The sequence below is a fragment of the Yersinia sp. J1 genome, assembly GCF_050586585.1.
Lineage (GTDB): Bacteria > Pseudomonadota > Gammaproteobacteria > Enterobacterales > Enterobacteriaceae > Yersinia > Yersinia entomophaga.
The window spans coordinates 19127-44341 of the sequence record NZ_JBOBDP010000005.1 but is presented as its reverse complement, the minus strand read 5'-3'; the positions used below and the strand labels follow the sequence as shown (position 1 = coordinate 44341).

Here is a 25215-nt window from a genome sequence, read left to right as displayed (position 1 = left end):
TAAGTTTAGTCGGTATTAAGCCCTTTACCTTGATGCCGATCTTCTGGCAGGCAACAAGGTGAATTTCTCTTGACCGACGTGACTATTTTAACTACTTATGGAGGTTAAACCTTCCAGCAAGGGTAAGGTCAAGGGAGAAATATGAATATCAGCGATGTGGCCAAAAAGACCGGTTTGACCAGCAAAGCGATTCGCTTTTACGAAGAAAAAAAGCTTGTAACTCCGCCTATCCGTACCGATAACGGTTATCGCAGCTATGATGCCCGTCATATTGAAGAATTGACTTTGCTGCGACAGGCGCGCCAGGTGGGATTTACTCTGGATGAATGTCGTGAATTATTGGCGCTGTTCCATAATCCGGATCGCCATAGTGCGGACGTCAAAGCCGCGACGTTACAGAAAGTGGCTGAAATAGAACGGCATATTCAGGATTTGAATCAGATGCGTTTACGCTTACTGGCGCTAGCGGCAGAATGCCCCGGCGACGAGGGGGCGGATTGCCCGATTATCAATAATCTGGCGGGTTGTTGTCACCGCGAGGAGAAAGGATAGAGATAAGAAGCCCACGGTCGCAAACCGAACGTGGGCGATAAACTAGCGTATTATTGCACGGACATTCAAGGTGTTACCTTCAATGGAGACCACTTCGACTTCCGTGCCCACGCTTAATTCTTCAGAACTATGGATACGCCAGCTGCTGTCGCCGACTTTCATCCGACCATAGCCATCCAGTGTCGGTTCCGTCAGCGTTGCCCGCAGGCCAACCATTTGATGATCCCGCTGGTTAAGCATGGCAGGCTGCGGTTTGACTCGTTTACTCAGCCAATACCACCACAAAATGGCGGCGATGACGGTGAGAACGGCAAAGAGTACGCCTTGCCATTCCCAGCTTAACGGCAACATCCAGACCAACAGGCCAACCAGTACAGCGGCAATTCCACTCCATAACAGATAACCGCTGGCACCCAACATTTCCGCGGCTAATAACAAGCCGCCGAGTGATAGCCAAAACCAATTTGGGTTTGCTGCAATCTGTTTAAGCATGGTTATTTACCTCGGCTGGTTTTGCTCTCGCCAATCAGTTCAGCGATACCGCCAATCGCGCCCATCAGGCTGCTGGCATCCAGTGGCATCATCACGACTTTACTGTTGTTGGCTGAGCCGATGTGTTGCAGCGCATCGGTGTATTTCTGCGCCACAAAGTAGTTAATCGCCTGAATATCACCGGCGGCGATAGCTTCAGAAACCATTTTAGTTGCCTGAGCTTCGGCTTCTGCGGCACGTTCACGGGCTTCTGCTTGCAGGAAGGCGGATTGACGTTCCCCCTCGGCTTTCAGAATCTGAGATTGTTTTTCACCTTCTGCACGCAGAATTGCTGCCTGACGCACGCCTTCGGCTTCCAAAATATCCGCACGCTTGGTTCGCTCGGCTTTCATCTGGGCGTTCATGGCCGAAATTAGTTCGGTCGGCGGACGTACATCGCGGATTTCAATACGGGTAATTTTGATGCCCCAAGGGTTGGTGGCTTCATCAACAATATGGAGTAAACGGCTGTTGATGTTATCGCGCTGGGACAGCATTTCATCCAATTCCATAGAGCCAAGCACGGTACGGAAGTTGGTCATGGTCAGGTTAACAATCGCCAGTTCCAGGTTGCTGACCTCATAAGCCGCTTTGACCGGGTCAATAACCTGAATAAAGCAGACTGCATCAATGGCAACGTTGGCGTTATCGCGGGAAATGATTTCCTGTGAAGGAATATCCAGAACTTGTTCCATCATGTTGATTTTACGGCCAATGCGGTCCATAAACGGGACGACGATGTTCAGGCCCGGCATCAGAGTTTTGGTATAGCGGCCAAAGCGCTCAACCGTCCACTGGAAACCCTGTGGGACAATTTTGATTGCGGAGAACACCACAACCAGCGCAACGACGATAATAATCGGGATAACCGTAAACATAGTTAACTTCCTGTCGGTCAATGAATATTGTTTCATAATATTACGCGACGACAGGCTAAAAGACTAACTAAAGGGAGGTAAATACATGTAAGGAATCATTCTGCTATCGAAAAAGCAGAAAAAAACCTGAAAAGTGAATAAGAAAGGGCGCGGGAAAGATCCCGCGCATAGTAGCTAAAATGGGCTTAGTACAGCAGAGAGTAGAGCTGGCGGCGGTATTTACCGGCCAGAGTATCGCCGGTGCCAAGGGCGGCCAGAATATCCATCAAGGTTTTGCGAGCGTTGCCGTTCGCTGCTGCCAGATCTTTTTTCAGATGGCTCATCAACAGTTCCAGTGCTTCTTCGTTACGGCCAACCTGATGCAGTTGCAGTGCTAGCTGTACCGCCAGCTCGACGTTTTCAGGCTGCTCGGCCAGCTGTTGCTGTAATTGCTGAATTTCCGGCGTATCTGCCGCCTGCTTGAGTAATTCTATCTGTGCAATCAGGCCCTGATAGCGAGTGTCCCGATCTTGCAGTGGGATAGTTTCTAATACCGCTTCCGCATCGTCACTACGATTCAGTTGAATTTGTACTTCAGCCAGCTGCAAGCCGATTTCGCCGTTGTATTGGCTAAGCTGCCAGGCATCTTTCAGTAGCGGAAGGGCTTCTTGCGCTTTGCCATCGGCGATAAGCTGCGCCGCTTCTGCTGCTTTTAGTTCTTCCGGTTTAGGTAATACGCGTTGTAACAGTTCGCGGATAACTTCTTCCGGTTGAGGTCCCTGGAAGCCGTCAACCGGCTGGCCGTCTTTAAACAGATAGACCGCAGGAATAGACCGCAGGCCGAATTGTGAGGCAACCATTTGTTGAGCGTCACAATCTACTTTGGCCAGAATGAACTGACCGGCGTATTCGGCGGCTAATTTGTCTAAAACCGGCGTTAATTGCAGGCAGTGCTGGCTACGTTCCGACCAGAAATAGAACAGAACCGGCTGCGCCATGGACTGTTCCAGGGTTTGATGTAGGTTAGCTTCGGTAATATCGATAACTGTTGGTGCTAGCATGACTTTATTCTCTCATCCGTTTTAGCGATAGATGGGGGCAGAATATCCGGCTTCAACCCTCTATCGCGGTTTATCGGTTATCAGGCGTTGCCCCGCAAGACGCAATCCAGCAAGCGGCCCGGTAAAATGCGACGCAGCACGGTAACAGCGTGTGCCACCAGTGTGACCGGATAGCGCAACTTTGGCCGCGGCGCTTCTAATGCATGACGTAATTTGGGCAAAATCGCTTCAGGTGGCAGGGTGAAGCGTTTGGCGATACCCGGATTATTCACTGGTTTGTCAGCCTGGGTCTGATTAACGTTTTGTGTGAAATGAGTGCTAATCGGCCCCGGTTCAATCAAACTGACAAAAATCCCGCTGCCGTTTAGCTCCATCCGTAAGGCATCTGACCAGGCTTCCAGCGCATATTTGCTGGCGGCATAAGCGCCCCGACCCGGCGTTGAAATCAACCCCATCACCGAACTGGTTTGAATAATCCGGCCTTCGCCGTGGGGCAACATGGCAGGCAGCAGTAATTGGGTGAGTTGGTGGGTGCCAAATAGATTGGTGGAAAACTGCCGTTCCATTTGTTGGCGCGAAATGGTGTCTAGCGGGCCGTATAAGCCATAGCCGCCGTTGTTGAATAAACCGTACAGTCGCCCGCCGGTTAGCTCGATAACCTGTGCCGCGGCGCGCTCGACGCTGGTGCTGTCATCCAGATCCAGCTCAATACCTTCCAGCCCCAATTGGGACATGTTTTCTACGTCCTCAGGTTTCCGACAGGCAGCCAAAACCCGATAGCCTCTGTTACGCAGATCCTGCGCCGCTACCAAACCAATTCCGCTCGAGCATCCGGTGATTAAAACCGCTTTTTGCATAACTTTACCTACTGAATGAACCTATTTGCTCAGACTAATGGTTTACTAAGAACTTATATTATCAGATAGCTAATATCTTATATTAATAAGTGCAGCGTTATTCTGACTTGCCTTTTTGGATAAAAGGCGTGAGTTGCTTTGACATCCAGTCGGCAATAAACGGCTGCGCCTCGGCGTTAGGATGCAAGCTATCGTCCTGCATCCATTCAGGTTTTACCGCTACCTGCTCCATAAAGAAAGGCAGTAGCGGAATTTCGGCCTGCTGTGCCAATGGCGGATACAGTGCGGCGAATGACTCGGTATAGCGGCGACCATAATTAGGTGGAATGCGGATTTGCATTAACAATGGTTGTGCCTCGGCCTCTTTAACCAGACTGATGATTTGCGCCAAATCCCGCTGAATATCCTGCGGGGGAAATCCGCGCAGCCCGTCATTGGCACCTAATTCAATCAATACCCAGCGGGGCTGATGTTGTGCCAACAGTGCGGGAAGCCTTGCCAGGCCTTGCGCGGCGGTGTCGCCACTGATACTGGCGTTGACGACTTTAGGATGAGCAGGCAGCGTTTGCCATTGCTTGTCCAGACGGGTAGCCCAGGCTTCGGCAATGGGTAGGCGATAACCGGCGCTTAAACTGTCGCCCAAAATCAATAATGTATCGTTTGCAGCAGCGCGCAGACTGAATAATCCCAACAGTAGAAGGAAGGGAAGATGCCAGCGGAAAACGTTCTTGAAGTTCATCATCTTAATAAACACGTTGGTCAGGGTGAGCATCAGCTTTCCATCCTTACTGGAGTTGAGCTGGTTGTCAAACCCGCACAGACAATTGCCCTGATTGGTGAGTCTGGCTCCGGTAAATCGACCCTGCTAGGGATTCTGGCAGGTTTGGATGATGGCAGCAGCGGCGAAGTCAGCCTGTTGGGGCAGTCTTTGACAGCAATGGATGAGGAAGGGCGCGCGCAAGTACGGGCGAAAAACGTCGGATTTGTTTTCCAGTCATTTATGCTAGTGCCAACGCTGAACACGCTGGAAAACGTTCAGTTGCCTGCGTTATTGCGTGGGGAAAGCGATCGTCAGAGCAAAGCTCAAGCCACGGAATTATTGCAGCAATTGGGGCTGGGGGAACGTCTGCATCATCTGCCTGCTCAGCTTTCCGGTGGAGAGCAGCAACGCGTCGCACTGGCTCGGGCATTTAGCGGTCGTCCGCGGGTATTGTTTGCCGATGAACCCACGGGAAATCTGGATCGTCAAACCGGCGACCGCATCGCCGATCTGTTGTTTTCTCTGAATCGAGATTACGACACCACGCTGATTCTGGTCACGCATGATGAACAACTGGCGGCGCGCTGCCAGCGGCGTTTGCGCTTGCGGGATGGCAAGCTGTGGGAGGAAGCATGATTTGGCGTTGGTTTTGGCGGGAATGGCGCTCGCCATCCTTATTAATTGTCTGGTTAGCGTTGACTCTGGCCGTCGCCTGCGTATTGGCGTTGGGCAGCATCAGCGACCGAATGGAGAAGGGCCTCAGCCAGCAAAGCCGTGATTTTCTGGCGGGTGATCGGGTATTGAGCGCTTCTCGTCCGGTATCAGAGGGATGGTTGTTAGATGCGGAACAGCAAGGGCTAACTCTCAGTCGCCAACTGTCGTTTACCACCATGACTTACGCCGGTGATAGACCGCAATTGGCGGATGTAAAAGCTACTGACAGCGCTTATCCGTTGTACGGAACGCTGAAAACCCGGCCGGAGAATGCGCGGCTGGAACCGGGCACCGTGTTGGTGGCTCCGCGGCTGCTAACTTTATTGGGTGTTAACGTTGGCGATAGGCTGGAGGTGGGGGATGCGTCGCTGCGTATTGTCGGGGAAGTGCTGGAGGAACCAGACGCCGGATTCAATCCTTTCCAGACTGCGCCGCGCATTCTGATTAATCTGGCCGATGTGGAAAAAACCGGCGCAGTGCAGCCGGGTAGCCGTTTGACCTATCGCTATATGTTTGCCGGCTCGCCGGATAACATTCAGCGCTTCGGCGATCAGATAAAACCGGAATTACAGCCCGATCAACGCTGGTACGGTTTGCAGGAATCGGGTGGCGCACTGGGGAAATCCTTGCAGCGCTCGCAGCAATTTTTACTGTTATCGGCGTTGCTGACGCTGTTACTTTCCATTGCCGCCGTTGCGGTTGCCATGGGGCATTATTGCCGTAGCCGCTATGATTTGGTGGCGGTGCTGAAAACGTTGGGGGCGGGCAAGGCCGCGCTGAGAAAGCTGATTGTCGGCCAATGGATATCGGTACTGACGCTGGCGGCATTGTGCGGTAGCGCGATAGGGCTGCTATTTGAACGACTGCTGATTTCCATGTTGGCGCCAGTGCTGCCTGCTGCATTACCCGCCGCCGGACTCTGGCCGTGGCTGTGGTCCATCGGCTCCCTGATTCTGATTTCCCTGCTGGTGGGATTGCGCCCCTATCGTCAGTTATTAGCGACTCAGCCGTTACGAGTGTTGCGCCGGGATGTGGCGGCAAATGTCTGGCCGCTGCGCTATTTCATCCCGTTAATGTTATTAGCGGTGATCGGAGTTCTGGCGCTGTTAATGGGCGGCAATACCTTGCTGTGGGCGATTTTGGGCGGCTTGCTGGTGCTGTCACTGTTATTGGGCTGTATCGGCTGGGGCAGCCTATTATTGCTGCGTCGACTGACGGTGACGCGCTTGCCACTGCGTTTGGCGATCAATCGTCTACTGCGTCAGCCTTGGATGACATTGACCCAACTGGCAGCATTTTCGCTGTCGTTTATGTTGCTGGCGCTGCTATTGGTCCTGCGCGGTGATCTGCTGGATCGCTGGCAGCAGCAATTACCGCCGGACAGCCCCAACTATTTCCTGTTGAATATGACCAAGGAGCAGGTGCCGCAGGTCAGTACTTTCCTCAATCAACACCAGATTATGCCAACCACGTTCTATCCGATTGTGCGGGTGCGCATGACGGAAATTAACCAGCAGCAAGCGACCGAGCGGGTGCATGAAAACGATCCGGGAGGAGAGGCGGTCAACCGGGAGCTTAATCTGACCTGGTTACCGGATTTACCGGCTCATAATCAGTTAACTGACGGGAAGTGGCCGCCAAAAGCGGATGAAGTATCGATGGAGCAGGGCGTAGCCGAGCGGCTTGGTATCAAGCTGGGCGACACCTTAACCTTCAGCGGCGATACGCAGTCGTTTTCGGCCAAAGTGAGCAGTATTCGCAAAGTAGATTGGGAAAGTTTGCGGCCTAACTTCTACTTTATTTTCCCGCCGGGAGCCTTGGATAAACAGCCGCAAACCTGGCTAACCAGCTTCCGTTATAACGGTAACGAGCAGTTATTGACTCAATTGAACCGCCAGTTCCCTACGTTAAGCCTGCTGGATATAGGCTCGATGTTGAAACAGGTCGGTCAGGTATTGCAGCAGGTGAGTCGGGCGTTGGAAGTTATGGTGGTGCTGGTCATGATCTGTGGCACTTTGCTGTTATTAGCGCAGGTGCAGGTGGGAATGCGCCAGCGGCGCCAGGAACTGATGGTTTATCGGACTTTAGGCGCGGGGAAGCGCTTGCTATGGGGGACGTTATGGTGCGAATTTGCCCTGCTAGGGCTGGTGGCGGGCATGGCCGCCGCTATAGGTGCCGAAGCTTCACTGTGGGCGTTGCAACGGCTGGTATTTGATTTCCCGTGGCAGCCTAATTGGATATTGTGGTGGATGTTGCCGTTGCTTGGCGCACTGTTATTGTCTTTATGTGGCAGTTGGCTGGGCGCTCGTCTGCTGCGCGGAAAGGCTTTGTTCCGCAGCTACGAAGGTTAACAACCAAGGCTAAATATCGGTTATCAGCATTGGTTAGATGATAAAGAAAAGGGCAGCCATTGGCTGCCCTGATTCTACTAACTGACTCTGCGATAAAACCGAGGCGTTTATGGCATCTCCGTTATTGCTTATCCCAGTTTTTTCTGCGCCCAGCGCAGGGCGCTTTGATATTCATTTGGTAGCAAGGGTGACAACTCGTTCAACGTTTCGGCCAATTGTTTTTCCGCCGGATCGGTGAGATTCAAATGCCCGACTTTACGCCCATCGCGCACTTCTTTTTCGTACCAATGCAGATGAACCAGAGGCTGTGAAAGCCATGCCAAATTAACCGCAGTGCCGATGAGATTCACCATGACCGAAGGGGTGCTAACCACCGGTTTTGGCAGTGGTAAATCCAGAATAGCGCGCAGATGCAATTCGAACTGGCTGATGGACGCGCCATTTTGCGTCCAGTGACCGCTGTTGTGTACGCGGGGAGCCAGTTCGTTGATCAGCAGGTTGTCGCCGACGATAAAGCATTCCATCGCCATCACGCCGACATAACCCAGCTCATTCATAATGGCGGACAACATGCTTTCTGCCTGAGCCTGCAATTTGGCATCTGGCTGCGGTAACGCTACGCTGATACGTAAAATGCCGTCTTCATGCAGATTATGGGTTAGCGGATAAAATACCGTTTCCCCATCATGGCTACGTGCGCCAATCAGAGAAACTTCGCCAGAAAAATGAATGCCTTGCTCGACGATGCACTCACCGTAGGCGTCCGCAGGCAGGCTATCTTGCTCGCCGGGACGTAAACGCCACTGCCCACGTCCGTCATAACCGCCGACGCGACGTTTAACAATCGCCAGCTCACCCAGAGAAGCAAACACCTGCGGCCACTGTTCGGCATTAGCGAGTAATTGCCAAGGCGCGGTGGCTAAATTCAGGCTATCCAACAATTGCTTTTGCGTCAGGCGATCGGCCAAACGCGGGAAAATATCTCGGTTAACGAAGGCGTTGTGAGTAGCCAATTCGCGGGTCAGTGCGGTTTCCGGCCAGCGCTCAATTTCAGCGGTAATCACACTATTCTGATAAGGCACGGCTTCGGGTTCTGCGTCCAATCCTACTGGATAAACGGCGATTCCCAGCGGCTCTCCGGCCTGACGCAGCATGCGCCCCAACTGCCCGTTACCTAATACGCAAACCGGCTTCATGCATCCTCCCGCGGATCGGGATTATTCAGCACTTCATCAGTTTGGTTTTGACGCCACGCAGCCAGACGCCCTGCGAGAGCTTTATCGTGCAGCGCTAAAATCTGTGCTGCCAGCAGCGCCGCGTTGGCTGCGCCTGCTTTGCCAATCGCCAGCGTCCCCACAGGGATACCGCGCGGCATTTGCACAATGGAATAAAGGCTGTCTACGCCGCTCAGCGCTGCGCTTTGTACCGGCACGCCCAGCACCGGCACCAGCGTTTTCGCCGCCAGCATACCCGGAAGGTGCGCTGCGCCACCGGCACCGGCAATGATCACATCCAGTCCATTAGCGTCTGCCTGTTCGGCAAAACTGAATAATTTATCCGGGGTACGATGAGCGGAAACCACTTCCACATGGAAAGGGACATCCAATTCGGTGAGCACGTCAGCAGCGAACTGCAGGGTGGCCCAGTCACTTTTAGACCCCATAACTATTGCGATTTTAACCCCGGCTGTGATAGCCGAATCGAGGTTGGCTCCCATGGGTGTAAAGCTCCTGTGATTGTGCAAACGTCGGCCAGAGCGAATTGTGTCTGGCGAAGAGGGCGTAGAGCATACCATGAGCCACAGGCAAGGAAAACGGTTGCGTAGCTGGTTTTTGTACGAAAAAGCAGGATTTTTCAGGATTTGGCAGTAAGGTTTAAAACGGGAATTCGATCAGCTCGATAGCTTCAGGAGTGACGCAAATCATCGATCCTTCCACATGCCAGGCACCCAATACGGCGCGATGTACGGTTTTATCTGCCAGTTTAAGGGGATGAATCGCTGGACGATGTGTATGACCGTGAATCATCCACTCCACGCCATTGCGTTGGAAAGCATCAATCACAGCTGCGTTATTCACATCCATAATGGCTTCGGATTTGTCTTTATTATTCTGTTGGCTGTTTTTCCGCATCGAAGCGGCAATGCGTAAACGCCAGGAAAGAGGTAAGGACAGGAATAACCATTGGATAATGGGATTGTGAACCCGGCGACGAAAATGCTGATAATCCGCATCATCTGTGCATAACGTATCGCCATGCAGGATTAAAATTTTGCGACCATACAGTTCGAGAGTTTGTTCTTCTGGCAGCAGCATCATACCGCTTTCGGCAGCAAAACGTTTTCCAACTAAAAAATCACGGTTGCCGTGAATGAAGTAGCAGGGAATTCCCCGATGGTGCAAGTCTTTCAGGGCACTGGCGACCTGACGATACAGCGGCAGCGGATCGTCATCACCAATCCACGCTTCAAATAGATCGCCTAGGATATATAAAGCGTTGGCATGAATGGCTTCGCGCTGTAAAAAACGCAGAAAACCGGCAGTAATTGCCGGTTCCTGAACGCTAAGATGCAAATCTGCTATAAAAAGCGTGCGCATTCCGTCGCAATTACTCGCTAACGGTAACGCTTTTGATGATCACATCTTCTTTTGGAACGTCCTGATGCATGCCGCTACGGCCGGTTGCAACGCTTTTGATTTTATCAACAACGTCCATGCCTTCGACCACTTCAGCGAATACGCAGTAGCCCCAGCCGTCAGCGCGCTCTGAACGGAAGTTCAGGAAGTCGTTGTCAGCTACGTTAATGAAGAATTGAGCGGTAGCAGAGTGCGGATCGTTAGTCCGCGCCATTGCCAAAGTACCACGGGTGTTTTTCAGGCCGTTGTTCGCTTCGTTCTTGATTTGCGCACCTGTTTCTTTCTGGTTCATGCCAGGCTCAAAACCGCCGCCCTGAATCATGAAACCATCGATAACACGGTGGAAAATAGTGTTGTCGTAGAAACCTTTACGGCAGTAATTCAGGAAGTTTTCAACGGTAGCCGGCGCTTTGTCAGCGAAAGTATTGATGACGATGTCGCCGTGATTAGTATGAAAAGTAACCATAATAATATTCCTGCTAGTGTAATATGTGGAATCACAAAGTGAGTCGCTACTCTTTAGACGGCTCTTATAACACATCTGCCGGATTGAGTCAGTATTCGCGCCTTTCCAACCCGCTCTGGCCAGGAGAGGCAGAAAAGCATTAGTGGGGCAATGTGGCTGATTAATAAAGCTATTTATAACCCAATAAATTCACCGCTTTCATCCGCGCTTTTTATCATCACCTTTAAACGTCAAACCGCTTAAAATTGCGTTATTCAGTAGGTTTTACCGATGGCTGACCTTGCAATGCAATAAGGATCGCGTTTCAATATATCCTTGGGTTATTTAAGCGCCCATTTTTGGTAATATCCTGTTTATATTCACGCGTACGCGCCTAGCAAAAAACCACGGAATGTCCCGATGCTAAAGATTTTTAATACACTGAGTCGCCAAAAAGAGGAATTCAAGCCTATTCATGCCGGGAAAGTTGGCATGTACGTGTGCGGGATCACCATCTATGACCTGTGTCACATTGGGCATGGTCGTACTTTTGTTGCCTTCGATGTTGTTGCGCGTTATCTGCGTTATTTAGGCTATTCTCTGACTTATGTCCGGAATGTCACCGACGTTGACGACAAAATCATTAAACGCGCGGCAGAAAATAATGAAACCTGCGATCAGCTGACTTCCCGCATGTTGGCTGAAATGCATAAAGATTTTGATGCGCTGAACCTTCAGCGCCCGGATTTGGAGCCGCGAGCCACTCACCATATCACTGAAATCATTGAACTGGCGCAGCGCCTGATCGAGCGTGACCATGCCTACGTAGCGTCAAACGGCGATGTGATGTTCGCGGTAGATAGCGATCCGGATTACGGTTTGTTGTCTCGTCAGGATTTGGAACAGCTTCAGGCTGGCGCACGGGTCGAAATTGCCGATGTGAAACGTAATCCAATGGATTTCGTGCTGTGGAAAATGTCCAAGCCGGGTGAGCCAAGCTGGGAATCACCTTGGGGGCCGGGGCGTCCGGGCTGGCACATTGAATGTTCCGCGATGAACGGCAAGCAGTTGGGCGCGCATTTTGATATTCACGGCGGCGGTTCTGATCTGATGTTCCCGCACCATGAAAATGAAATTGCTCAGTCTACCTGCGCCCATGATGGCCCTTACGTCAACTACTGGATGCATTCCGGTATGGTGATGATCGACAAAGAAAAAATGTCGAAATCGTTGAACAACTTCTTCACTATTCGCGATGTTTTGGCGTATTACGATGCGGAAACCGTGCGCTACTTCCTGATGTCTGGACACTATCGCAGCCAATTGAACTACAGCGAAGAAAATCTGAAACAGGCTCGCGCCTCTCTGGAGCGTTTGTACACCGCTTTGCGTGGCACCGATGCAAACGCTACGCCAGCCGGCGGAGCTGAGTTTGAAGCCCGTTTCCGTGAAGCTATGGACGATGATTTTAATACACCGGAAGCCTATTCTGTTCTGTTTGATATAGCTCGTGAAGTCAATCGTCTGAAAGCGGAAGATATGGCAGCGGCCAACGGCTTGGCGGCAGAGCTACGCAAACTGGCGCACGTTCTCGGATTATTGGAGCAAGATCCGGAGCAATTCCTGCAAAGTGGCGCACAGGCTGATGATGATGAAGTGACCAAAATTGAAGCGCTGATTAAACAACGGAACGATGCTCGTGCCAGTAAAGACTGGGCAATGGCAGATTCAGCTCGCGATCAGCTCAACGAAATGGGTATCGTGCTGGAAGATGGGCCGCAGGGCACCAGTTGGCGTCGTAAGTAGCAGATAAGTGGTTTTGATTTGATGTAAACGGTGGGTTCCCATCTTTGAAGATGTGGAATCTTGCTGAATAACCTTGAGTGGCGGTAATAAAAATATCAAAGAAAACATTGCGGTGCTGATAGCTATCAGTAACCGCAATGCTCTTTATGAAGCTTAGGCTTTAACCTGTACGGTCATCCCCTGAAACTCCACGATTTGGTCTGCCAGAATTTTGCAGCGCTTGCGCGTTTCTACTTTTCCGTCAACTTTGACCAGACCATCGGCAATCACCATTTTTGCTGATGCGCCGCTGTCGTTCCACCCTTGAAACTTCAGCAGATCGCACAGTTCAACATGAGGGTGATTTTCCAACTGAAAAATTTCCATGACTATCCTTTAAATCAATTTGTGTTGATGTCGTGATATTCCTCGCAGGCTTGCAAGGTATTTTGAATCAGAGTTGCTACGGTCATTGGCCCGACACCGCCGGGAACCGGAGTGATCCAGCCAGCGCGTTCAACGGCAACATCAAACTCTACGTCACCCACTACTTTACCACTTTCCAGACGGTTGATACCGACATCAATGACGATTGCGCCCGGTTTAATCCAGTCACCCGGAATAAAGCCCGGTTTACCGACCGCAACCACCAGCAAATCGGCACGTTCGACGTGTGAACGCAGATCCTGAGTAAAGCGGTGAGTGACGGTAGTGGTACAGCCCGCCAGCAGTAGCTCCAGGCTCATAGGACGACCGACGATGTTGGATGCGCCAACTACAACGGCATTCAGGCCGTAGGTGTTGATGCCGCTACGCTCAAGCAGAGTAACGATGCCGCGTGGCGTACAAGGGCGGAGTTTTGGCGCACGCTGGCACAGGCGGCCTACGTTGTAAGGATGGAATCCGTCCACGTCCTTATCAGGATTTATGCGTTCCAGTACTTTTACGTTGTCGATACCGGCAGGCAACGGCAATTGAACCAAAATGCCGTCAATCTCTGGATCTTGGTTCAGCTTATCAATCAAAGCCAGCAGTTCGGCTTCTGAAGTGCTGGCGGGCATATCGTATGAACGAGAAAGGAATCCCACTTCTTCACAGGCTTTGCGCTTACTGCCGACATAAATCTGTGAGGCCGGGTTTTCACCAACCAACACTACCGCAAGGCCTGGGGCGCGTTTACCTGCCGCCAAACGCTGTTGAACCAGTGCAGCAACTTCAGTTCTAACTTGCTGCGCAATCGTTTTACCGTCAATAATTTTTGCTGACATCAGTGGAGGAGTCCATCAATTAAAAAAGCGGGAATCCCTCTATTTTGTCAGAAGCGAGGCGTGCTGTCAGGCGTAGAATAACGAATAAATGTACAGGTGAGTGGTTGTAAGGCGAAAACCCATTGACTCGCGGGTGTCTGCCCGTATAATCCAACTCCGCAACTGACCATCCGCAGCAAGTATTCTGTGGAAAATCAACAACGCGCCCTTAGCTCAGTTGGATAGAGCAACGGCCTTCTAAGCCGTAGGTCACAGGTTCGAGCCCTGTAGGGCGTACCATTTTCAAGTCAACACACCTCTACTGAATTCGCTTCTTCTCCTTTATACTCCCTGAAATTACTGGATTTTTCTGTCCCGAACTCTACCGAGGTCAACTCAGTTATACCCAAATCAAGTGGTATCTGGGGGCCTTTGAGTGGGCTCATCGTAATGGTCTAATCATTCCGGACACTTTGTTAGAGATATAATGAGCAACACTAACGAGGTGAGAATGCGAAAAAAATCATTTACTCATGAGTTTAAACAAGAGTGCGTCAATCTGGTTCTTCAACATAAGTACCCGGTGAATCAGCCTGCCGAAACAATGAATATTGGCCTTTCAACCTTTCAACCTTTCAACCTTACAACCTTACAACCTTACAACGCTGGCTAAGGCAGTATCGCGGAGAGATCCGCGGAAACACACCGATAGCCAGTGCTATAACACCGGAACAACGGCGAATACAAGAACTTGAAAAGCAGGTACGGCAGTTGCAGAGCGACAATGACCTGTTAAAAAAGGCTTCGGCCTTCTTCGCCATGGAAATGAACAACGACAAAAAGTCGCGGTGAAACTGAAGAAGGCCGGCGCAAACATCCAACAGGTATGCCGCTGCTTATCGCTCACGCGCAGCGTGTTTTATGCCCGTAGTCGTCGGCCAGTGATCAAGCCCGATGTTCTGATGTTGCACGCGGCGGCTAAGCATGTTCACACTGAAATGGATGCCACATATGGCAGCCGGCGCATGTGCATCGAGTTACGGGAGCAGGGTTTTAACGTGGGCAGATACCGCGTTCGGCAGATAATGAAAACCTTATTACTGATTGCTAAATGCCCCGGGCGTCATCGCTATTCACGCGGCGGAAAATCCGCTGTCGTGGCCGCTAATCTGTTGAACCGGCAGTGTAATCCAGAAACATTGAATACTTGGTGGTCAGGTGATATCACCTATCTGCGTACCGCTCAGGGTTGGTTATATTGGGCTATCGTGATGGACCTATGTTCAAGAAAAATAGTGAGTTGGCCCTTCTCAGACAAGCCGGACAGCGACTTGACTGTTCGGGCCTTAAGGCTGGCGGTCAATAAACGACGACCCACAGGGTCTGTGGTGCTCTATAGCGTTCAAAGGGCACAATATACCAGCGCCCAGTTCCAGTGCTGTCAACAGGAACTGGATGTTACAGGTACCCCTGACCACACTCAACGCCAACAAACCAGAAGAAGAAAGGATGACTATCAGGCAGAGCAAGTATCTGAATAACCTAATGGAGTAGGATCACCGGAATATCAAACGCCGAACACGGCCGATGCTGGGATTTAAATCATTTCGGCGGGCGCAGAGGCATCGAGTTGGTACAGATGATACGTAAAGAGCAACTTCAGCATCCCGCGGGTGCGCATTTATCACCGGCGGAATAATTTTATTTGTTGGCAGCCTAAAATATCGGCAGCGCAACTTTTGCTGACTCTGCTCTGTTAATGCTACAGAACCTTTTTTACCAGCAATGCCTGAAGCATGGCTCATGGGGTAGCGTCTGATTGTTGTTACCCCCAATCACTTTGAACCCTGATTCGTTCAGTGTTCTCATCAGATAATCCTAGAAATGTACTAACTCCTCATGATGCGTGAGCCAGCACTGCTGGTCAGGGCAGAGCGTCTGGTGGCCTGCGGGCATATCCGGGAAGGGAATGAAGTCGCCATAGGTGTTACGCCACAGAACACCGTCTTCCACCTGCCGCAGTTCACTCTCCCAGAACAGGCTCCAGCCTCGCCCCAACACATCAATTTCAGTTGCGGTGTTGGGGGGCATATTTAGCGCTTAAATAATGGGATGAAGTGTGGGGATTGCTCACTATGGTAATGCGAATGAGTTTTAATAATGGTATATCTTATAATTAGAAAATATTTAGGTTTCTTTACAAATAAATAAAAACGCGATCGAGATCAAATACTTGGAACACCAAAAATATCATCTTTGTGTTATCAATTTAACGCAGGGTGTTATATGAAAATTAAAGACTTTTTTGTTATGAGCACGCCTTCAAGACGTCGATATGGTGTCGCTTTCTTTGTTGGTATTATTGCTGGCATAATGTCAGCTTTTGTAAAGTGGGGCGCAGAGGTCCCGTTGCCACCTCGTACATTCTCCGGCGGACGAGACGAATTTAACCCCCCTTATTTATTTCTGAGAGATTATCTCGGTATTGACCCAACTCAGGCTGTCTATCATTTCTCTGAGCACATCATTAATCCGGTGCATGTAACTCATATCATTTTCTCTCTGGTTTTTGCGATCGGTTATTGTTTGGTCGCCGAAGTCTTTCCTAAAGTTAAATTATGGCAGGGGGTAATGGCGGGTATTATTGCAACGGTTGCCGTGCACTGGATTAGTTTCCCTCTATTGGGATTAACTCCACCGCTATCAGGTCTACCTTTTGATGAATATCTCTCAGAATTAGTTGGGCATATTTTCTGGTTCTGGGCTATTGAAATGATCCGCCGTGATTTAAGAAACCGGATAACCCATGAGCCTGATGCGGAAGTACCGCTCGATTCACCTTTCCGCTAAATGTTGCTCGAGGATCTTAACCCACACTTTGTTGTGGGTTTTTTTACGCCTTGAAATTGTCCGGTATAAACGATCGTCTACGGGTACACATGCATAATTCCATTGTATTGGATAAGATTTTTATTAGAAGAGGTTTAAAGCATGAATTCTAGGGAGGAAAAGACGGTTAAAGCTGAGGCGTTGGGGAGATCGGCTACGTTGCAGGACGAAAGCAACTTCCGTCCTGCATTGAAACTTAAATATATATTAAGCTTCGATTGGCGCACGCCAGTCGTCAGCACCTGAAGTGCCAGCGGTAGTGTGTTCCCAGTTGATTTTACGATATGACAGAGATACGCGCACTAATTGAGTAAACTCGGTTTTAGTGCTGTCTTGGCAATGTGGCATTTTGCAATCGATATCAATAATAGTGGCATCTTCTAATTCAGTTGTGAAGAAGTGCTCTTGTTTACCTTCCACAGAAGTGCGGTACCATTTTAATTCTACTTTAGGCAACATTTCACCTGAAGCCAGTGCGTTATAAAGCAAAGGAACAGCCTTGTTTAATGCAACTGTAAAACGGAATGGTTTATGAGCACGTTGACCGGACGGCTGTCCAGATTGTGGATCTGTAGGCACGGTAACAACGTGTTCAAATTCCTGTACCAGCATTTCATCTTCATGACCCTGTACAAATATATTACCAACAGATTCAGCAGTGAATGAACCTGCTGTAATGTTGCCTTGTGTCTTACCGGTAATGGAGATATAGCATGGAGTTGGCATTGAGAATATCCTATAAAAGTGAGTTGGTATTGAACCCTAAATGACGCTAATAACCTGTAATTGAATATTCCAGGTGCCGGTTATTGCATTGTATACACAGAGCAAGACCTTATCGTCGACGCCACTATAATCAGCCAAAAGCAAATCTCCAAACCTCACAATGAGGATAGTTAATTAGTAAAAACACCATTAGTTTAAAAAATTAAAATAATTGCAAAATCAGAATAATCATCTTTATGGTCTATTTTTTTAGATCTAATTTTGTGCGAACTTATTTATTCAAAAAAATAAATAATTTATAACTCATTGTTATTGATGTTTTTTGTAAATTAAATTTAAAAAAATATTTGATCATGTGTGTATTGAGACGAACTTCAAATAAATAATGATGGATAGTTACCTAGTTATTTTTTCTATGGACTTTTTGCGGTGAAATAAGGGAAAATCCCTTGGAGATGCATTTTTTCCCAATCATTTAATTAATTTTTGCATCATGTGGAAATAACCTGCCTGACCCGATCAGCGCTGAGATTAAGGAATATCCAAGAAAATTTTGGTTAAGTATTCCTGTGCGTCGCATTGACTCATCTTGAGAAAAATAAGTTATTTCTTAAATTCTTAGGATAATTCTTGGATTTATAACCGAAAGGTAATGTGGATATGAGTAAGGATAATTCGAGTAGTGTCGCTCCTAAGGAAAGGATCAACATTAAATATGTCCCGAATACCGGTGACCAGGTTGCGGAAGTTGAATTACCGTTAAATCTGATGGTAGTCGGCGATCTGAAAGGGGTTAGAGAAGATACGCCAATTGAAGAACGGCAGGTTGTTTCTATTAACAAAAATAACTTCAATTCCGTAATGAATGAAGCTGGGATTAATCTTACTTTTAACGTTCCGAATCGTTTAGATGGTAACGGCGAAGAAGATATGCCGGTGACATTGCCTATTAATTCACTTAGCGATTTCTCGCCGGATAATGTGGCCAAGAAAGTTCCTGAACTGAATAAGTTATTAGAACTACGTGAAGCATTAGTGGCGTTAAAAGGCCCGCTTGGAAACATCCCTGCATTCCGTTCACGTCTGCAAGACTTGCTTTCTAATCAAAGCGTCCGTGAACAGCTTCTGAAAGAGCTGGAAATACTTAACCAAAAGTAATTGGTCTGGATACAAGGAATTTTAAGTATGTCTGTACATGAAGAGAACGCAGCCACGCTTGCACCGGCAGCGAGTACCACTTCCTTGCTTGATGAGATTATGTCTCAAGCACGCATGGCACCGGAAAACGACGGTTATGATATTGCGAAACAGGGCGTGGCGGCATTTATCTCCAGTATTCTTGATACCGGCGTTAATGAAGAGCCAATCAATAAGCTGTTAGTGGATAAAATGATCGTTGAGCTGGATAAGAAACTCAGCGCTCAAATGGATGAAATTCTTCACGCAGAAGCATTCCGTGAGCTGGAAGCCTCGTGGCGCGCGCTGAAACTGTTGGTGGATCGCACTGATTTCCGTGAAAACATCAAAATCAATATTATGCATGCGACCAAAGATGAGTTGCTGGAAGATTTTGAATTTTCACCAGAGATTGTTCAATCCGGTTTCTATAAGCATGTTTACTCTTCAGGTTATGGTCAGTTCGGTGGGGAACCTACCGCTGCGGTAATCGGTAACTATGCGTTCAGCAATTCTTCCCCTGATATGAAGCTGTTGCAGTACGTCAGTGCCGTGGGCGCTATGGCTCATGCGCCATTCCTGTCGTCTGTGGCTCCCGATTTCTTCGGTGTAAGTAGTTTTACCGAGCTGCCGGGCATTAAAGATCTGAAATCCGTATTTGAAGGCCCGGCTCACACCAAATGGCGTGCGCTGCGTGAGTCCGAAGACTCTCGCTATCTTGGCCTGACAACACCGCGTTTCCTGCTGCGTCTGCCGTATTCAACCGTTGAAAACCCGATTAAAAACTTCAACTACCACGAAGATGTCAGTAAAAATCACGAGCATTTCCTGTGGGGCAACACCGCTTATTTGCTGGCATCTTGCCTGACAGATAGCTTTGCCAAATATCGCTGGTGTCCGAATATTATCGGCCCACAAAGCGGCGGCGCAGTGAAAGATTTGCCAGTGCATCTGTACGAAGCAATGGGTCAGATTCAGGCAAAAATTCCTACCGAAATTCTGATTACCGATCGCCGGGAATTTGAACTGGCAGAAGAAGGTTTTATTACGCTAACCATGCGTAAAGGCAGCGATAACGCCGCGTTCTTCTCTGCTAACTCAGTGCAGAAACCAAAGAACTATCCAAATACCCGCGAAGGAAAAATGGCAGAAACCAACTACAAGTTGGGGACCCAATTGCCATACATGTTCATTATCAACCGCTTGGCGCACTACATTAAAGTGCTTCAGCGCGAGCAGATAGGGTCATGGAAAGAGCGTCAGGATCTGGAGCGTGAACTGAATATCTGGTTGAAACAGTACATCGCCGATCAGGAAAACCCACCGACTGATGTTCGTAGCCGTCGCCCGCTGCGTTCCGCTCAAATCCAGGTCTTGGATGTTGAAGGGGATCCAGGCTGGTATCAGGTTGCGATGTCAGTGCGCCCTCACTTCAAGTATATGGGGGCAAGTTTTGAGCTGTCATTGGTAGGCCGTCTGGATAAGGAATAATCCGACATGGCAGCGCTGTTAAGTTGGGAGCGAGGAAGCTCCTCCAGCTTGTTTGAGCGTATACAGGGGGAAGGCTCCGGCCTTTCCCGTCGTGCGCGGGCAGACGATTTGCTGGTCTCAATAAAAGGACATTTGAACAAAGTCCTCAATGCCCGCCCCGGTGGTTGCCAGAGTTCGGTAGAGCTAGGCGTTATTGATCTCAATGATGCTACCTCAACGGCAACGGATTTTCGGCGCAGCATTGAGCACGCCATCAAAAACTGTATTGAGAGTTACGAACCCCGTATCTCATCCGTATCCGTGCATGCAGAAACCAATGATGGCGATCCGCTGCTGTTGAATTTCCGTATCAGCGCGCAGGTGAGCTTTGACAACATCGGCGATCTGGTGGAGTTCAATATTCAGTTGGATAACAACCGGCACTACCGTTTTGATCAGGATTTATAATGTCGTTCGAAAAATATTTCAGAGATGAACTGGACTATCTCAGACAGCTGGGACGAGATGCCGCCGTTGAAAGACCGCATCTGGCGACCTTTTTATCTGAGCAGGGTTCGGACCCTGATGTCGAACGGTTATTAGAGGGTTTTGCCTTCCTGACCGGGAACTTACGGGCTAAGATCGACGATCAGTTCCCTGAGTTGACCCACGGTTTGCTGAATATGCTGTGGCCGAACTATTTACGGCCCACGCCTAGCATGACCATTATCGAATACACCCCTGATGAGAATGTGGTGACCGAGGCGGCGTTGGTCAAACGTGGCACGCAGATTCTCAGCAATCCGATTGCCGATGAGGATTTTGTCAGCACTTCCCCGAAATCTGGGGCGCAATGCGTGTTTACTTTGTGTCGCGACATCTGGTTGTTCCCGATGGCGATTCGCGATATCACGGTGAACAATAGTAACGAGCAAGGCATTATTGGCATTAATTTCCAGGCTAAAAACGAGCTAAATTTCCAACACTTACAGTTGAATAAGCTGCGTTTCTATTTAGGCGAAGAAGCTTATACCAGTACGCAAATCTACCTGTGGATCAGCCACTATTTTGAGCGCGCGGAGCTGGTGGTTAACGATATTACTATCCCGATGCCGGATTTTGACTTTGTTCCGGTGGGTTTTGATCGTCAGGATGCGCTGCTGCCGTACCCAAAAAATGCCTATATGGGCTACCGAATTTTGCAGGAATACTTCTGTTTTCAGGAAGGTTTTCTGTTCTTTGATGTTTGCGGTATTCCGGATTTGCCGGGGCATCTGAAAGCCAGCGAATTTACGCTTAATCTGCATTTTTCTCAGGCGTTGCCGCCTGATGTCAAGGTGCGGCCAACGACCTTCCGTATGCACTGTACGCCGGCGGTGAACCTGTTCCAGCATGATAGTGAAGCCATTGCGCTGGATGGCACTCAGGCCGAATACCCGCTGCGTGCCAGTTATCACCATCCCGATCGCTACGATATTTTCTCCATCGATAAAGTGGATAGCTGGCTAAGTGAGAAGGGCGACGGCAAAGGGCGTTCCCGCGGAAGAGCGCGAAACTACACGCCGTTTGAAAGCTTCGATCACCAAATCGAGCATGTGGGTGAACGCCATGCTCTTTATTACCACCTACGAGTGAAAAAATCCTTATTCCGCAAAGGCTTCGAACATTACATCGCCTTTGTTCGCGGAGACGAATCTCAGCTTTTACACGCCGAAGAAAATGTCTCCGTCAGCATGACCTGTACCAACCGTGAGTTGCCGATGCTACTGCGGGTGGGGGATATCAATCAGCCGACCAAAGATAACCCGTCATTTGCTTCATTCCGCAATATTACCCGGCCTTCTGTGCCGCTTTATCCGGTACTGGACGGCAGCCTGCATTGGTCTTTGCTGTCAAATATGTCTCTTAACTATATGTCTCTGCTGGAGAAAGATGCGCTGAAGCAGATTCTGCGCACCTACGATTTACCCAGTATGAACAACCGCCAAGCAGCACGGGTTTCGCAGAAAAAACTGGATGCTATTCAGCGAATCGATACCAAACCGGTGGACCGTCTGTTTGCTGGTGTGCCGGTACGCGGGCTGCAATCCACGCTGTATCTGGCGCAAAGCGCCTTTAACTCCGAAGGCGAGCTGTATTTGTTCAGCACCATTCTGGCTCACTTTTTCTCACTCTATGCCAGCGTCAATGCCTTTCACATTTTGAAAGTGGTCAATACCGATAATCAGGAATGTTATGAATGGCCGGTTCAGATAGGTCAACATGCGTTGATGTAGTGCCCGGAGACGAGTCTCTAGACGTCTCCCGCTATAACTTTTTTCAGCTGGTAGAACTGCTTAATCAGCTCTCGGGTAAAAAACTATCCTCGCAGGGGGAGGCGGTAGCCTACCCGGCGGGCGAGAGTATTCGCTTCAGATCCAGCGCCAGCCTGGCTTTCCCAACGCGGGATGTGGTGGCGCTGGAAAAGTCGGAGCGTGGTCAATATCAGTTGGAAGTGTCCTTTCTCGGTTTGCACGGCAGTCAGTCGCCGATGCCCGGTTATTACCTGGATTCACTGGCCTGGGAAGATGCACAGAATGAAAACCGCCTGACGGATTTCCTTAATGTATTCAATCATCGCCTGATCACTTTATTACATCAGGTGTGGCGGAAATACCGCTATCACATCTGTTTCGAAGACGGCGGTGTGGATGATTTCTCTCAACGCATGTTTGCGCTGGTGGGGCTGGGTAGTGAGGTTATTCGCAACAAACTTCAAATTAATCACAGCAAAATGCTGGCTTACGCCGGTTTGCTGGCCAGTCCGGGGCGTTCGCCGGAGGTTATCTGCGGGCTGGTTTCCCACTGTTTCGATTTACCCGATGTAGAACTGCACAGCTGGCAATTGCGTCAGGTCAATATCGACCCGTCTCAGCAAAATCGCTTGGGCGGACGGGAGAAGATTCGCGGCAAAAAGTATCTGGAAAAATCAGTGCTGGGCAGCAATTTCACTATCGGTTCTCGCGTCGCGGATCGCAGCGGCAAGTTCATGCTTTGCATCAACAATTTATCTCGCGAGCGCTTCCTTTCCTTTTTACCTAACGGCGAAAACTATCAGCCATTAGTGATGTTTGTTTCGTTCGTGATGCGCGATCAGTTCGCGTGGGATTTGCGTCTCGGGCTCGCCAGCAAGCAGGTCAGTGGCATGGTACTTGGGGCAGACCAAAATAATTTACTCGGTTGGACCAGTTTTTTAGGCGATCCGGAAGAGAAACCCGACGTAACCATCTGCGTCATGGAATGACAACCCGCATTCAGGAATAGAGAAAATGGAAAAACAACAGCCAACCCTCACACTGCGGGTGCTAAACAGCGACAAATTGGAAAGTGGTAAAGCGGCCAGCTGCCTGTTCGATATTCAGGGGGGCCGAGTCGGCAGTGGCAGCAGCAATTTGTGGTCGATTCAGGATCAAATGTCCTCGGTTGATGGCGCTCAGTTTGCCGTGGAATGGCAGGATGGCGCGTTCTGCCTGCGCGTTTTGGGGCAACCGGTCATGGTTAATCAGGCCAGCTTAACCCGCGATGCTGGTTTTATCCGCCTACAGGCGGGGGACAAAATTAACGTTGGCATGTTAGCCATGAGCTGTCACATCGGTCATACGCTGGCCGATCGGCAAGATCCGCTGACGTTATCTCCTGAATCATTGGTTTCCAGCTATAGCAATCCGCTGGAGGCGATGATGGAAGGAGGCGAACCGCCGCGCGGTGCAGAAGCGCCTTATCAGGGTAATCTGGCCGCGACCGTTTCCAACGACTTTAGTCAGGATCCGCTGCGTATTTTACAAAGTGAGAGCCTGACGACGTTAACTCAGTCGCCCGCGACCGACCCCGATGCCAGTCAATCCCTACAGCAGGATCGCTACAGCAGCCCTCTGTTTTCTTCACCGCTATCAGATACCGCCAAGGACAGTGCCATGGATCAGGAATTTATCGACCTGCCTCATATCAACCGCCTTACCGCCATTGATCAATCAGAAACGTTGGAAATGCGTGAGCAACAGCACGTCGCTATGACTCCGCTGATGCGTGGCATTGATGCGCAATTGCCGATTAATAATAGCCAGGAAGCCCATGATTTTCTGGAGGAAATCGGCAAAACAATGAAAGCGGCCATCGACGGCTTATTGGCGTTACAGCAGGTGCAGCACGGATTATCGGATAAACATTTGCGTCCGATTGAGGATAACCCGCTACGGCTGAATCTGGATTACGACACCACGATGAATGTGCTGTTTGCCGATCAGAAAAGCCCGGTGCATCTGGCCGCACCGGCGGCGGTGGCGGAGAGCCTGAATAATGTCCGTTTACACCATCAGGCTAATCAGGCGGCAATTGGAGCGGCGTTGGCAACCATGCTGGACGCGTTTTCACCGCAGCATTTGTTGGCGCGTTTTGCGCATTATCGTCGCAGCAATGAACGGCAGGAAATGGACGCCGCCTGGGCGTGGGAGATGTACAACAGCTATTACCAGGAATTGGCCTCCAGCCGTCAGCAAGGCTTTGAGAAACTGTTTTGGGAAGTTTATGCGCAATCTTATGACCGCGCCTTACGTCAGGGATTGCAGGAGAGCGCGCAATGACACGCATCGCGAGTCATTCACTGGCCGTGTTGTTGCTGGTTCTGTTATTGCCGGGATGCAGTAGCACTTGGGAAGCGACGAAAAAAGTTGGTCAGGTGATGTGGGATCCCAGTATTCCCGTGGGTGTGAAGGACGATCAGCCTTCAACGGTGCAAATCACTCTGCTGGCCGAAGCGGATATTAACCCCAATGACAGTGGCGAAGCTGCGCCGCTGGAGATTCAGGTGATTTATCTGAGCGAAGATTCCAAATTATTGGCCGCCGATGACGATCAGCTAACCAGCGAAGAATTAGAAAAAGTGTTGGGCAAAAACTACATCGACCATCAGGACTACACCCTGTTGCCCGGTCAGTACAAACCTTTGCCGCCGATTAAGTTGAAAGCAGAGAACCGTTATCTCGGCGTTGTCGGTCATTACACCGACGCGGAAAAAGCCGAATGGAAAAAAATTATTCGTATCGACGGCGTTGGGCACAACTACCAGGTGTTAGTGCATGTTCGGGCGAACGAAATTGATCTCAGGAAAGAGGAAGAATAG

25 protein-coding genes, 1 tRNA gene and 2 pseudogenes are annotated in these 25215 nt (G+C 49.8%); 15 read left to right on the top strand and 13 right to left on the bottom strand.

Features of this window, described 5'->3' with window-relative positions; translation table 11 throughout:
• Positions 1-141: 141 nt before the first annotated feature.
• Complete coding sequence (gene cueR, locus ACQ4OC_RS10050) at positions 142-552, top strand: Cu(I)-responsive transcriptional regulator (RefSeq protein ID WP_064512344.1); 411 nt, start codon at positions 142-144, stop codon at positions 550-552.
• Positions 553-594: 42 nt separating this feature from the next.
• Here the strand turns inward: cueR and ACQ4OC_RS10045 are convergent, their stop codons facing one another.
• From ACQ4OC_RS10045 to tesA, 5 genes are all read right to left on the bottom strand, one after another.
• Entirely contained in the window at positions 595-1044 is a 450-nt protein-coding gene (locus ACQ4OC_RS10045; protein WP_064512346.1) for an NfeD family protein, read from the bottom strand.
• 2 nt (positions 1045-1046) lie between these two features.
• Positions 1047-1961 (bottom strand): SPFH domain-containing protein, encoded by a 915-nt coding sequence (locus tag ACQ4OC_RS10040; RefSeq protein WP_064512348.1) that lies wholly within the window; start codon positions 1959-1961, stop codon positions 1047-1049.
• Positions 1962-2146: 185 nt separating this feature from the next.
• Positions 2147-3001 (bottom strand): co-chaperone YbbN, encoded by an 855-nt coding sequence (locus tag ACQ4OC_RS10035; protein WP_064512350.1) that lies wholly within the window; start codon positions 2999-3001, stop codon positions 2147-2149.
• 80 nt (positions 3002-3081) lie between these two features.
• Entirely contained in the window at positions 3082-3858 is a 777-nt protein-coding gene (locus ACQ4OC_RS10030; RefSeq protein WP_064512352.1) for an SDR family oxidoreductase, read from the bottom strand.
• 97 nt (positions 3859-3955) lie between these two features.
• Complete coding sequence (tesA, locus tag ACQ4OC_RS10025) at positions 3956-4597, bottom strand: multifunctional acyl-CoA thioesterase I/protease I/lysophospholipase L1 (RefSeq protein WP_430971165.1); 642 nt, start codon at positions 4595-4597, stop codon at positions 3956-3958.
• Here tesA and ybbA point away from each other — a divergent pair.
• Entirely contained in the window at positions 4568-5254 is a 687-nt protein-coding gene (gene ybbA / locus ACQ4OC_RS10020) for a putative ABC transporter ATP-binding protein YbbA (RefSeq protein ID WP_064512356.1), read from the top strand. The two genes, tesA and ybbA, sit on opposite strands and share 30 nt — an antisense overlap.
• Positions 5251-7683, top strand: coding sequence for a putative ABC transporter permease subunit YbbP (gene ybbP / locus ACQ4OC_RS10015; RefSeq protein WP_064512359.1), 2433 nt, complete (start codon positions 5251-5253; stop codon positions 7681-7683). Before ybbA ends, ybbP begins: the two co-directional genes overlap by 4 nt.
• 128 nt (positions 7684-7811) lie before the next feature.
• Here ybbP and purK read toward each other — a convergent pair whose 3' ends face one another.
• The 4 genes from purK to ppiB form a co-directional block, all read right to left on the bottom strand.
• Complete coding sequence (purK, locus tag ACQ4OC_RS10010) at positions 7812-8879, bottom strand: 5-(carboxyamino)imidazole ribonucleotide synthase (RefSeq protein ID WP_064512361.1); 1068 nt, start codon at positions 8877-8879, stop codon at positions 7812-7814.
• On the bottom strand, positions 8876-9400 hold the full coding sequence (purE, locus tag ACQ4OC_RS10005) for a 5-(carboxyamino)imidazole ribonucleotide mutase (protein WP_430971140.1): 525 nt from the start codon (positions 9398-9400) through the stop codon (positions 8876-8878). The genes purK and purE overlap by 4 nt, the downstream gene beginning before the upstream one ends.
• Before the next feature lie 157 nt (positions 9401-9557).
• On the bottom strand, positions 9558-10280 hold the full coding sequence (locus tag ACQ4OC_RS10000) for a UDP-2,3-diacylglucosamine diphosphatase (protein ID WP_064512364.1): 723 nt from the start codon (positions 10278-10280) through the stop codon (positions 9558-9560).
• Positions 10281-10290: 10 nt separating this feature from the next.
• Positions 10291-10785: a peptidylprolyl isomerase B gene (gene ppiB / locus ACQ4OC_RS09995; RefSeq protein ID WP_049598676.1), complete on the bottom strand. Its 495-nt coding sequence runs from the start codon at positions 10783-10785 to the stop codon at positions 10291-10293.
• 399 nt (positions 10786-11184) lie between these two features.
• Here ppiB and cysS point away from each other — a divergent pair, with 399 nt between their 5' ends.
• Positions 11185-12570: a cysteine--tRNA ligase gene (gene cysS / locus ACQ4OC_RS09990; protein WP_064512366.1), complete on the top strand. Its 1386-nt coding sequence runs from the start codon at positions 11185-11187 to the stop codon at positions 12568-12570.
• A gap of 153 nt (positions 12571-12723) precedes the next feature.
• Here cysS and ybcJ read toward each other — a convergent pair whose 3' ends face one another.
• Complete coding sequence (ybcJ, locus tag ACQ4OC_RS09985) at positions 12724-12936, bottom strand: ribosome-associated protein YbcJ (RefSeq protein ID WP_064512368.1); 213 nt, start codon at positions 12934-12936, stop codon at positions 12724-12726.
• Positions 12937-12950: 14 nt separating this feature from the next.
• A complete protein-coding gene (gene folD / locus ACQ4OC_RS09980; protein WP_064512370.1) occupies positions 12951-13817 on the bottom strand; it encodes a bifunctional methylenetetrahydrofolate dehydrogenase/methenyltetrahydrofolate cyclohydrolase FolD in 867 nt (288 codons plus the stop codon).
• Positions 13818-14019: 202 nt separating this feature from the next.
• Between folD and ACQ4OC_RS09975 the strand changes: the two genes are divergently transcribed.
• From ACQ4OC_RS09975 to ACQ4OC_RS09965, 3 genes and pseudogenes are all read left to right on the top strand, one after another.
• Positions 14020-14096: transfer RNA gene (locus tag ACQ4OC_RS09975), tRNA-Arg, on the top strand.
• 509 nt (positions 14097-14605) lie between these two features.
• Positions 14606-15337, top strand: a pseudogene (locus ACQ4OC_RS09970) (IS3 family transposase); the annotation flags it as partial.
• Positions 15267-15495, top strand: a pseudogene (locus ACQ4OC_RS09965) (DDE-type integrase/transposase/recombinase); the annotation flags it as partial. The pseudogenes ACQ4OC_RS09970 and ACQ4OC_RS09965, both read left to right, overlap by 71 nt.
• 179 nt (positions 15496-15674) lie before the next feature.
• Here the strand turns inward: ACQ4OC_RS09965 and ACQ4OC_RS09960 are convergent.
• Positions 15675-15887, bottom strand: coding sequence for a hypothetical protein (locus ACQ4OC_RS09960; protein WP_430971139.1), 213 nt, complete (start codon positions 15885-15887; stop codon positions 15675-15677).
• Positions 15888-16082: 195 nt separating this feature from the next.
• Between ACQ4OC_RS09960 and ACQ4OC_RS09955 the strand changes: the two genes are divergently transcribed.
• The gene (locus ACQ4OC_RS09955; RefSeq protein WP_430971138.1) at positions 16083-16646 is read left to right on the top strand and encodes a YagU family protein; all 564 of its coding nucleotides are present in this window, start codon (positions 16083-16085) and stop codon (positions 16644-16646) included.
• 246 nt (positions 16647-16892) lie between these two features.
• Here ACQ4OC_RS09955 and ACQ4OC_RS09950 read toward each other — a convergent pair whose 3' ends face one another.
• On the bottom strand, positions 16893-17411 hold the full coding sequence (locus tag ACQ4OC_RS09950; protein ID WP_049602039.1) for an Hcp family type VI secretion system effector: 519 nt from the start codon (positions 17409-17411) through the stop codon (positions 16893-16895).
• Positions 17412-18071: 660 nt separating this feature from the next.
• On the opposite strand from ACQ4OC_RS09950, the gene tssB reads away from it, so the two are divergent.
• From tssB to tssJ, 7 genes are read left to right on the top strand one after another with little or no spacing between them, the layout of a single operon-like run.
• Positions 18072-18569, top strand: coding sequence for a type VI secretion system contractile sheath small subunit (gene tssB / locus ACQ4OC_RS09945; protein ID WP_064512376.1), 498 nt, complete (start codon positions 18072-18074; stop codon positions 18567-18569).
• Positions 18570-18596: 27 nt separating this feature from the next.
• The gene (gene tssC / locus ACQ4OC_RS09940) at positions 18597-20078 is read left to right on the top strand and encodes a type VI secretion system contractile sheath large subunit (RefSeq protein ID WP_049602045.1); all 1482 of its coding nucleotides are present in this window, start codon (positions 18597-18599) and stop codon (positions 20076-20078) included.
• A 6-nt stretch (positions 20079-20084) separates the two neighbouring features.
• The gene (gene tssE / locus ACQ4OC_RS09935) at positions 20085-20525 is read left to right on the top strand and encodes a type VI secretion system baseplate subunit TssE (RefSeq protein WP_064512378.1); all 441 of its coding nucleotides are present in this window, start codon (positions 20085-20087) and stop codon (positions 20523-20525) included.
• On the top strand, positions 20525-22333 hold the full coding sequence (tssF, locus tag ACQ4OC_RS09930; RefSeq protein WP_064512380.1) for a type VI secretion system baseplate subunit TssF: 1809 nt from the start codon (positions 20525-20527) through the stop codon (positions 22331-22333). The genes tssE and tssF overlap by 1 nt, the downstream gene beginning before the upstream one ends.
• Positions 22297-23340, top strand: a complete 1044-nt coding sequence (gene tssG / locus ACQ4OC_RS09925; protein WP_049602054.1) for a type VI secretion system baseplate subunit TssG — start codon at positions 22297-22299, stop codon at positions 23338-23340. Before tssF ends, tssG begins: the two co-directional genes overlap by 37 nt.
• A 25-nt stretch (positions 23341-23365) precedes the next feature.
• Complete coding sequence (gene tagH / locus ACQ4OC_RS09920) at positions 23366-24676, top strand: type VI secretion system-associated FHA domain protein TagH (protein WP_064512382.1); 1311 nt, start codon at positions 23366-23368, stop codon at positions 24674-24676.
• Positions 24673-25215: a type VI secretion system lipoprotein TssJ gene (gene tssJ, locus ACQ4OC_RS09915; protein WP_064512384.1), complete on the top strand. Its 543-nt coding sequence runs from the start codon at positions 24673-24675 to the stop codon at positions 25213-25215. The genes tagH and tssJ overlap by 4 nt, the downstream gene beginning before the upstream one ends.